General features: G+C 34.4%; 4 protein-coding genes. 2 read left to right on the top strand and 2 right to left on the bottom strand.

Annotated features, from left to right (window positions below; genetic code table 11):
• The first annotated feature begins 58 nt into the window (after positions 1 to 58).
• On the top strand, positions 59 to 2,305 hold the full coding sequence (locus QUH73_RS16655) for a GDSL-type esterase/lipase family protein (RefSeq protein ID WP_289531569.1): 2,247 nt from the start codon (positions 59 to 61) through the stop codon (positions 2,303 to 2,305).
• Positions 2,306 to 2,365: 60 nt separating this feature from the next.
• Here the strand turns inward: QUH73_RS16655 and QUH73_RS16650 are convergent, their stop codons facing one another.
• Complete coding sequence (locus tag QUH73_RS16650; protein WP_289531568.1) at positions 2,366 to 3,235, bottom strand: DUF4861 family protein; 870 nt, start codon at positions 3,233 to 3,235, stop codon at positions 2,366 to 2,368.
• Positions 3,236 to 3,545: 310 nt separating this feature from the next.
• Complete coding sequence (locus tag QUH73_RS16645; protein ID WP_289531567.1) at positions 3,546 to 7,814, bottom strand: hybrid sensor histidine kinase/response regulator; 4,269 nt, start codon at positions 7,812 to 7,814, stop codon at positions 3,546 to 3,548.
• Positions 7,815 to 8,379: 565 nt separating this feature from the next.
• Between QUH73_RS16645 and QUH73_RS16640 the strand changes: the two genes are divergently transcribed.
• Positions 8,380 to 11,619, top strand: coding sequence for a SusC/RagA family TonB-linked outer membrane protein (locus QUH73_RS16640; RefSeq protein ID WP_289531566.1), 3,240 nt, complete (start codon positions 8,380 to 8,382; stop codon positions 11,617 to 11,619).
• Positions 11,620 to 11,713 lie beyond the last annotated feature (94 nt).

Raw genomic sequence — 11,713 nt, 5'->3', positions numbered from 1 at the left:
ATGATCTTCGATCAGAGTTTTTTTGTAAAACGCTCAAATACAACTAAATAATTCACCAATGAAAAAATATAGAAATAGCTCTGTTCCATGCTTTTGTATTCTTATTTTAATGACTGTTCTTCTATTTATAGGAGAGGGGATTATGGCTCAGGAAGTTGGGCAGAATAGAGAAAATTCTAAATTTCTATTGATATCAGGCGAAAAAATTTTACAAGTAAATAGAATTGAGAAGGATGGAATTATTCATCATTTGAACAAGCCGATGCTCCGACTTTTTCGGACGCGTTCAAAAATATCTAACGGAACAGTTTTAGTAGTGCCGGGAGGTGATTTTAGTATCATACATACCAAACAGGAAGGCATCAAAGTGGCTCGTTTCCTTACTAAAAAGGCATATGATGTTGTAGTACTTGATTATCATATCGGGACAAAACCCAACATTCAAAACCTTGCTGAGAATGATGTGTTAAATGCTTATCAATATTTAAAAAATAATTTTGGAAATTTAGGTCTTAGTAGTTTTCCAAAGGTTCTTATTGGTTTTTCTGCCGGAGCTAATCTTGCAGCAAAGGCAGTCGAGAGATTGAATAAGGGCGAGCAACCCGAAAAGTTAATTCTTATTTCACCAGTCGATATGGATGAATGCATGACTGGCACTGTATATCCAACAATTATGCCTCCCACAAATCCAGAATCTGATTTGTTTTTGCTGGTAAATGAAAACGATCAAGTAGAAAACAAAACAAGGAGCGTCGATTATTATAAAACATGGATTGGTTATGATGGGCATGCCGTGTTGAAGGTTGTAAAAGACAGTATTTACCTGGCGGGAAAAAATATCAATCCAACAGCCGAAGAATTTCAATTGAAGCATTTTATTCAAAATTCTCTTGAAACCGGTAAAATATTGGTTAAAACGGATGCTAATCCAGCAACAATACCAACCGAGGGCTATAATAAGGGGCGTTTGGCTGAAAAGCTGAAATTGATAGCACACAATAAATATGATTTGATATTGATGGGCAATTCGATCATTAACAATTTTGAAAAGACACAATACCAAGAGGTATGGAATCAGTTTTTTGCTCCAAGAAATGCCATTAATCTTGGTTTTAGCGGGTATCGAACCGAAAATATTTTATGGAATATTCAAAAGGGAATACTTAAAGGACAATCTCCTAAGGCGATTATACTCGAAGTAGGTACAAACAACGTGGATGAAAAGCATTATCCTACCCGGCATACCGCATCGCAAGTGGCAGGAGGTATTGAAGCAATTGTAAAAGAAATTAGATCCCGTTTGCCTGAAACCAGGATTGTGCTTTTGAGACCATTTCCTGGCAGTTATGATGGTCCCAATCCAACTTCTCATCGTGCCATTCTCGACAGATCGGCTGATCTAATTTCTAAGTTAAGTGACCAGAAGCATGTATTCTATTGTGATGTAAACCATCTGTTTCTAAATTTGGATGGTTCAATCAAACATGAGTTGATGTCTGACTGGTTGCATCCTACGCCTCTGGGAGCCAAATTGTGGGCTCAATCAATGGAACCATTGTTGTCGCAATTGATGAACGACAAGGTATTGGATACTGAAATTAACAGTAACACGGCAGTTGTGCCGGTTTCAAAATTAGAACAAGACAGTTACAATTGGTGGGACAGACACAATGATGTGCTGGCAATTAAAGACTCAATCAATCCTGAAATTGTTTTAATTGGTAATTCGATCACTCATTTTTGGGGAGGCAAACCTGATTTAAAACACGCTGATGGCAGAGCACGAAAATCCAATGGTCCTATTTCATGGAACAATCTGTTTAGCAAATACCGGGTTTTAAATTTGGGATTTGGCTGGGATCGCACGCAGAATGTTTTGTGGCGTTTGGATCATGGAGAATTGGATGGCTTGCATCCCCGGACTGTAATCATTCATATAGGTACAAATAATACCAGTCAGACATCTAATGCCCGGGTAAATACGGCTGACGAAATTGTGGAGGGGATTGCTGCCGTATACTCACGAGTTCGATCTAAAGTTCCAGGAGCTAAAATCATCTTAATGTCTGTTTTTCCAAGGGAAGAAAAACCTGATCATCCGAGACGACAGTTAATTAATAAAATCAATATTAAACTGGAACAGTTTGCACAGAAAAACAATATTAAACTAGTGGATATTGGTCCGAGATTAGTAACGCAGGATGGAATTCTGACAAAAGAAATGGCTGGGGATTATTGTCATCCGACCGAGAAAGGATATCAAATTTGGGCGGATACGATAAAATCGATACTTGAAAAGGAATAACAATCTTTTTGTTGTAAAAGGAAAAAAATAAGGGGCTTTACGGCCCCTTACTTGTAGAATTTATTTTGCAGTTTTAACTACGTATGCTTTGAATTTTTCAAAGGTTCCCATTTTTTTATCTTTTTCAATAGTGGAGGTTACCCAAGTGCTTAAATATTTTGTTGGTTTCGAGATGTAAAGTTGTTGTTTTCCATCATCTTTTCTGTCCTGATAATCATCTGGATTAATCATTATTGCCGATCCTACCTCAATTTTTTCTGCAGCCACATCCTCAGGATGATATCCCCATGCAATCATATAATTATCGGCTTTTTCAACTTTTTGTCCTTTGTGGTAGTTAATTCCGGTAACAAACTGAACATCCTCATCTGTAAAAGCAAAAGCCTCCACTCTCATTTCCCGAATACCGGTGTAAGCGGTTACCCGAACCAATACATCTATTTTTTTTCCTTTGTATGGAACATCTTTTGATAACATTTCCATTTGAGAATAAGTGGCTTCCTTTTTAACGGTGGCAATACGATTCGAAACAGGAGCTAAAAGCACTACATTTTCTCCATCCCAAAGGCGAACACCTCCAAGGCCTACAGTAGAACCAACTTTATAATAATCGGCACCCATACCTTTTTTCTGTTCTTTTTCGGAAGGATACCATTTGGCATTTTTTAATTCAAGACCTTTTTTTTGTTTGTTGTAAACATCAATCGAAGTAGCTTTATTATTAAAATACAAGCGAAGTGCCATCCATTCATTTTCAACAGCAGGTCCATGATGTCCTATTTTTTTGTATAAGTCACCGGATTCTTCCTGAATCATATTGGTGTAAACAGAGTCGCTTCTAAGAAATAAGCTGGCATCAGTTAGGTTTTGTCCTATTGTAGAACCGCTGATCATTGTAAATAGTACAATGGATAAGATTGGTGATTTCATATGATTATAATTTGTTTTTATTTGCTATATGGAACTTACCATGCTGGAATAATCATCCCCTTGTGTGTCAAAATTGCTTTGGCATGGACGTTTCATATGAAATTATGTTGTGATTAAAAATTACACTTTAACTAAATTGGATCCTGTTTTTTTACTATAAAAGATCTTAAATTATAAGCTGTTAAAATTACTAATTATTTTCGGTACTGCCGTGGAACGTTTAATATAAACAGAGCATCAAAATAGCATTGTCAAGCATATTCTGTTGGCTCAATATTAATTGTGTTTATGCTCTGTTATTATTCTAAAACTAACTTTTAGCACTTCCATTTTTAATATAGACAGAAGGAGATACCCCAAATTGTTGTTTAAAACATTTACTAAAATAAAAAGGATTACTACTTCCTACTTTATAGGCAACTTCCGACACATTAAGCTTAGTGGTAGTTAATAATTTTGCGGCTTCTTTCATTCGAATAACTCTGATGTAATCATTAGGAGTGAAACCGGTTAGACCTTTTACTTTTTTGTAAAATATGGTTCTTCCCATCGACATTTTCTCATGAAATTCATTAATTGAAAAATCTGTATTAGAAATGTTTTGTTTTATGATCAAATTCAGTTCTTTTATAAATTCATTGTCCTTATTAACAGCAAAATTTGGTAAGGAGCTTACGCCAGGTTCCATGGCGTATTTTTGCTGCAAGGTATGTCTTTGCTCTAATAATTTCACCATACGCATGATCAAATACTGAGAGTTAAAAGGTTTCGTGATATAGGCATCAGCTCCAGCTGTAATTCCCTTAAGTTGGTAAGGAGAACTAACATAAGCTGTTAACATCACAATGGGAATATGACAGGTTTGAAAATCGGATTTTATTCGTTTAATAACCTGAAAACCATCCATTTTAGGCATCATCGCATCACAAATAATTAATTGAGGATTCACCAGACTACATTTGTTTATTCCATCAAGACCGTTTACAGCAACAATCACTTTAAAATATTGTTGCAAAAAGTCATTTAAATAATCGGAAACATCAGGATCATCTTCAATCACTAATACTTTAAAATTCTTATACCGCTCTAATTCTTTTTCTGACAAAGTAATTAAGGAACTGCTTTCCAATTCTATTATTTCAGGATTGGTTGGCTGCAAAACCTGTTGCTGATGGTGGATTACTTTTGTTTCGGTATTACCTATAATTGGTATAGATGCAATAAAAGTTGCTCCTCCACCTGGAGTTTCGGTGTATTGAATGTTGCCATCATGTAGTTTTATTATTTCGTAGGATAAATTTAAACCGATACCAATGCCAGATTCGGATGGTGAAATCTGTTTAAATCGTGTAAACAACAATCCCTGCTCTTTTTTTGGTACTCCTTTGCCGTTATCCGAAACACTAATGCTAAAGGTATTTAACTCTTGATTAATATTGAGAAGGAAACTTATTTTCCCTTTCCTGTTAACGAATTTAAATGCATTGGATAATAAGTTGTAGGCTACTTTTTCCATCTTCTCTTTATCCAATTGCATAACAAATGAGGGAAGATTGGATACAAAATCAAAAGACAACATTTTTCTTTCGGCCAGTTCTTCAAAGGTGGAAAAAATATCTTCAAAAAAAGCGACAACGTCAGTTGGTTCGCATTCAAGTTTAGCCTGCTCGTTCTGGATCTTCCTGTATTCAAGAAATTGGTTGGTCAGTCTTAATAGTCTTCTTGAGCTTTTATCGAGGAAGAGCAAGTGTTTTTTGATACTTTCCGCCATATCTTTTTGTACCATTAAATTTTCAATTGTGCTTCGAATAATGGTTAAAGGCGTACGAAATTCATGCGAAATATTTGTAATGAACCGAATTTTGTATTCGCTTAATTGATGTTCGAATTGAATAGCTGCATTCAAATGGTATATTTTTCTGTTTATTTTGAGAGCAATTGCTCCAATAACAATCACCAAAATAAAATAGAATATGATGGCTTTAGTTGAACGCCAAATGGGTTGTTCGATGGTAATCAAAAGTTTTGTTTCATTTTCACCCCACATCCCCATGTGGTTACTTCCTTTTACCCTAAATATATATTTACCAGGCGGTATGTTTCGGTAGGTTGCCTGGTTGTGCTGAGTTGATGGGTTCCATTGCGTTTCAAAGCCATCCAGTATGTAGGTGTATCTGTTCGTATTCTGATAATTTAATATCGCAAATTGAATGGTGAAGGAATGTTGATTGTGCTTAAGATTGATTTCTTTGGTTGAAGATATGGATTGGGATAAGGGAGATGTTTTACCTTCAGGCAAGATTTTAGTCCCGTTAATAAAAAGTTCGGTAAGAATAATTGGTTCTGAGTTTGAATGATTTTTGATACTGTCAGGCTGAAGGGTATAAAAACCATCATAACTACCTAAATAGATTGCTCCGTTTTTGTTTTTACAAATGGCTGATTCACAAAATAGATCTCCTTCCCATTTGGATGACAATGAATAATTTTCGAAATGATTTTCTTCAGGAAAGAATAACGAGATACCACTTTCGGTACTAATCCACAGGTTGTGGTTTTCATCTTCCTGAATGCCTTGTATGATATCATTTACGAGTCCTTGTTTTGTTGTAAAATGCTCAAATTGTAAATGCTTATTTTCTCTTTTGATAATTTTATTTAAGCCACCTCCTGATGTGCCGATCCATAAAGTACCTTTGCTGTCTTCAAATATTGTTTTTACTTCATTATTGCTTAGTGAAGCATCATCTCTGTTGTTAAACTGATAATGACTAAATTTTGATTGATCCTGTAGTATGGAATCAGGATCAAAGGTAAGTAAGCCATTATTTCCACCCAGCCACATTTGACCGTTTTTATCCTGAATAATGGTTCGGATTCTGGTTTGTTTCTTTCTTAACTCCGGAAAATCGATTAGTTCCAATGTGCCATTGTGCTCTTTGGCTAAAAGAAGGCCAAATCCAAATGTTCCCAGCCACATTCTTCCTTTAGAGTCTTTGCAGATGGCATATATTTTATCCGCCTGCAAATCCAAATTAATAAGCTCTTTCTTGTAAGTCTTATAGCTTGTAAAGCAGTTATTATCAAATATTAATAATCCCTTTCCTTTTGTTCCGATCCATTTATTTCCTTTCGTATCTGTTGCAAGGATATAAGGCATTCCGCCTTTAATCTGATGCTTGGCTATCAACGAAAAAAATTTGTCGTAGATATATAATTGTCCGCTTTTGGTGCCCAACCAAACATTCTCTTTTTCATCTTCATAAATTAGCCTCACTATATTATCCTCATCACTTGATGATTTGTGTCCGGGATAAAATGATTGATACTTGTTTTCAATTAAATTTATTTTTGATATCCCGGCATATTCTGTTCCTAACCAGATATTTCCACTGCGGTCTTCAGTAATGGATAGTAAAAAATTTGTTCGAAGTCCATCAAACTCATTTTTATGATGTTTTAAATGAAATATTTCATTGTTTTTTTGTTGAATAGCGAACAAACCATTTCCATAGGTTGATATCCAAATCATATCTTTTGAATCGTGATAAATTGAATAACGCTCCATGTCGATATTGGAAATAATGGATGGTGGAATTAACTCAAAAGGCTTAAAGCGATGTTGCTCAGAATTGTATTGCCAAATAACGCCGCTTTTGTTATAAACCCAGATATGATTTTTGTTATCCATTTGGGTAAAGGCATTTTTAAGCGATTGACCTTGAAAAAGTGAATTTGCCAAGTGGATTTGTAACGTTTGCGTATTCAAAACATAGCTTTCCTCTTGGGTGGTGATGAGTATATTGTTTAAGGAAAGAAGTGCTGTGTTGTGCAGCGAATTGTGGATAGGAAAATGAAGGCTTACCTCATTGGTTATTTTATGCGATTCTTTATCTATTTTGTACATTTTGTTGTTATCGGTAAAAATATAAACAAAAGCACCATTTTCAATAATAGAATGAAAATTAGAGTTTTCAATGAGTAGCTTCAATTGCTTGTCTTTAAAGCAGAATAGTTTGTTGTGTGTCCCAATCCATATTTCTCCGGATTTCACTTCTGAAATAAAATTAACCGTACCAGAGCCTAATGAATTATTTCCAAAGGACTCGGATTCTAGTCCTTTTGGGGTGTGAGTAAGCTTGATATAATCGTTTTTATTTCCCCAAAGCCAAACATCTCCTGATTGAGCAAAGTAAATATTTGAATATTGATTATTTGAAGAATGAAGACTAATAAAGCTTTCTGATTGAGGATTATAGCAATTTATATGATCTATATTGGTTTGTATCCATAGATACCCAAATTTGTCTTCGTGTATATTTTTTATTCTGCTGTCGGATAATGTGGTGGTCTGTTTATAGCTTGGTTGAAGAGCAGTAAACTCATCTCCATCGTACTTATTTAAACCATTTAATGATCCAAACCATAAAAATCCTTGTTTATCCTGAAGAATGCAACTAATGGTGTTTTGTGATAAACCATCTTTAGTGGTTAGATTTTGTATCCTGAAAGATTTTTCAGCACTCACATTTAGAATGGTAAATAAAAAGCAACTAAGAAAAAAATATTTAATGTTCATTGTTGATTGGTTTTCATTTTTGGCTAAATCTTCAATTTACGCGCTTCCATAAACGTATGATCTTTTATTCGTGTTTATTGACACGAGTTGGATTTTGTTTATAAAGTTCAGGTGAAAGGTTTTTATCGTAACAAACGGAATGTAAATATTGTTTTTACAAACAGATTCTAATTATACGATTATAAAGATAATTGGATTGAATGAGTTTTCACTGATTGATATTTATTAGGCTTGTAAAAATAGTCATGTTTTGGATTTAAGCTAATCTATTGATGATAAAAATAGATTTATTTATTATCATTTTGATGGATATACTTCCATTAATTCATCCTATTCACCCTGTTTTTCTGTTTGAACCATTGATGTACAATAAGTAATACATCTATTATTTAAGTTGCACATCTATAGTGTGTTGTATTGGCATGTACTGTTTGGTATGCACAATATTATAGTGATTTGGACAATAGTGTATTTGATACAGATACTCCTGATCGTAGTTTTGATGGATATAAATAAAAAGATAATTTTTTATCCACTTAAAATAAGTTTATAAAATAGCATTTCTATGAAAAAGCACACAAACAAAACACGTATTGTGAAACGGTGGTTGGTTTTAATTATCATCTTGTATGGATTTAGTTTTAATGCCATCTCTCAAATTACTGTTTCCGGAAACGTTACAGACGGAGTTACTACCATACCGGGCGTGACTATTATTGAGGAGGGGACGTCAAATGGAACTCTTTCTGATATTGATGGTAATTATTCTATAACGGTTGCTGGTAAAGATTCAAAAATAATTTTTTCATTTGTTGGCTTAATTACACAAACGATTGTAGTTAATGATGCCACCACTATTAATATTCAATTAAAAGAAGAGATTTCTGAATTGGATGAAGTTGTTGTTATTGGTTACGGTACGGCTAGAAAAAAAGATTTAACCGGCGCTGTAAGTTCTGTGGGAGGGAAGGAGCTTGTTCAGGTTCCGGTGACTACTGCCGCGCAAGCCATTACAGGAAAAATAGCTGGGGTGAGTGTGATTACTCAAAGTGGTGCTCCCGGAGCAGATATTAATATTGTTGTAAGAGGTGGCACATCTATTACTCAAGGCTCTTCTCCATTATATATTGTGGATGGTTTCCAAATGGATGATGGGTTGAAAAATATCGATATTAATGATATTGAATCGATTGATGTAATGAAAGATGCTTCTGCAACTGCTATATATGGAGCAAGAGGTTCGAATGGTGTAGTTATTATTACTACTAAATCTGGTAAAAAAGGAAAAACAGAAGTTAATTACAATGCTTACGTTAGTTTTGAAAAGCTGGGTTCTGAGTTAAATCTGTTGAATACACAAGAATACGTTGAGTATCAATATGAATTTCAAACTTTAAACGGACAAATTAATAACTGGGCTAATGTTTATGGCGGCAATACTTCCGATGGAAACTTTTATACCGGTGCTTATGATCGCATTCAAGGTCAATATGGTTCTGTCCCTGGTATCAATTGGCAGGATGTTGTTTTTGGTGGCACAGCGAAAATGACAAATCATAACCTGAACATTAGCGGTAGTGGTGAAAAAACCCAATATATGTTGAGTTATAATTATACCAGTCAGGATGGTTTGGTTGATAAATCAGGTTATAGCCGAAATGGAATCAGGGCTAAAATCAACCACGAGTTGAGAAAAGGAATTAACCTTACGTTTAGCTCAAGCTTTTTAGGAACAAAATTAGAAGGAGGAGGTTCTTTAGGAGGTTTATTGAAAATGTCAATTTTACAGCCAATCACTGGAGGTGTATTGTATACCGATGATCAATTAATTAATACGGATATTAGTGATGAAATGCAGGATATTGATTCTCAATACGACATTTACAATCCTTTAATTACAAATGATGCAGTTACCAAGACAAAGTATACACGCTTGTATACCACCAATGCCGCATTGGATATTGATATTAATAAGAATGTTAAATTCAGAACAGCCGGTAGTTATTTGTGGCAACAGGTAAGATCCGAATCTTGGGATGACGGACGTACAAAAACAGCTCAAAATAATAAAGGTCCTTATGGGAATAGGGACAACAGCGAAAAATATAGTTGGCAAATTACCAACACTCTAACATGGCAAGGAACAACAGGAGCTCACAAATTCAATGTGTTACTGGGACAGGAAACATACTATTCTGAGTCGATGGATCTAAAAAACACTTACTATGAATTTCCTGAAAATAACTTTGGATTAAATGATGTCAGCATGGCTGGTCAGGTATATTCATATTCATCCGGGAAAAGCTCAAATGGACTTGTGTCAGCTTTTAGCCGGTTAAACTACAATTTTGATGAAAGGTATTTAGTAACCGCAACAATTCGGGGTGATGGTTCTTCTAAATTTTCAAAAGGTAAACAATGGGGGTATTTCCCGTCTGTATCAGCAGCATGGCGTGTTTCAGAGGAGTCTTTTATGAGTAATATGGATGTTCTTAATAATTTGAAATTACGTATTGGTTATGGAACTACAGGTAATTGCAATATTAGTAATAATATGTATGCTACCGATTATCAGTCTGGTTTTTATGCTGTTGACAACAAGCAGGTTGTAAGCTTAAAGCCTGGAAATACTGTAGGGAATCCAAATTTAAAATGGGAAACCACAAAATCTACAAATATTGGTCTGGATGTTTCATTTTTTAATAGCAGAGTAAATTTAACTGCTGAGTTCTATAATAACAAGTCAAATGATCTCCTGATAAAAAATAAAATACCATCTTCAACGGGTTATAGTTATCAATATCAAAATATTGGATCAATTCGAAACAGAGGATATGAGTTTGTGCTAAATACGACTAATATTAAGAATGATAATTTTAGATGGACAACCGATTTCAATATTTCATTTAATAAATCGAAAGTATTGGCAATATACGGTGATGATAAGGATGATTATTTTAAGCAAAATTATGGATCCCGTATTGATTTTCTTATTGAAGTTGGTAAACCGTTAGGTCAGTTTTATGGTTATCAGTATGATGGTATATATACTACAGATGACTTTTCTCAAAATTCAGATGGATCTTATTCTTTAAATGACGGTGTACCTAGTTTGAAAGGAAAAATAAGAAGTTCAATAAAACCTGGAGATGTAAAATACAAAACTTCAGAAGGCAACACTGATGATGATGGAAACCCTGTTTGGTCTACGGATGATCGAAAAGTAATTGGTAATGCTGAGCCTATTTTTACAGGAGGTATAGTAAATACCTTTAAATACAAAGGATTTGATTTTTCTGCATTTATGAGTTTCTCCTATGGAAATGATGTGTTTAATATGAATTCACAACGATTCATTGGTCCGTATTTACCGAATCAGAATTCATTATCTGTTATGGCAGACCGCTTTGTATTAGTAGATCCTTCGACAGGAAAAGAAACAACAAATTTGCAGCAATTGGCAGCACTTAATCCGCAACAACACAATAGCGATGCTATGTGGAGTTTAAACTCAAGTAATAAAATAGCCATCACCGATGCATTGGATTATTATATTGAAGATGGATCCTTTTTGCGGATAAACAACATTACACTGGGATATACCTTACCCACTAAGATTTTAAAACGAATGAAAGTGAATAGTCTTAGGTTTTATTGCACTTTAAACAATATTCATACGTTCACGAAATACTCAGGATACGATCCTGAAGTATCTGCTACTTCGAGTTTGTTAACAAGAGGTATTGATAATTCAGCTTACCCAAGAGCAAAAAGTTGTGTTTTGGGTTTAAATCTTACTTTTTAAGTAAAGTTGATTAAACTGAAAGGGTAAATAAGGGAGTTGAATAGTAAGATTTACCAAGTTATCAGGTTTCTCTAAATTATACGATCATGATTAA

The sequence above is a fragment of the Labilibaculum sp. K2S genome, from assembly GCF_030372765.1.
Lineage (GTDB): Bacteria > Bacteroidota > Bacteroidia > Bacteroidales > Marinifilaceae > Labilibaculum.
Note: the sequence above shows the minus strand (reverse complement) of the source record. Positions and strands in the feature narration are given on the sequence as shown.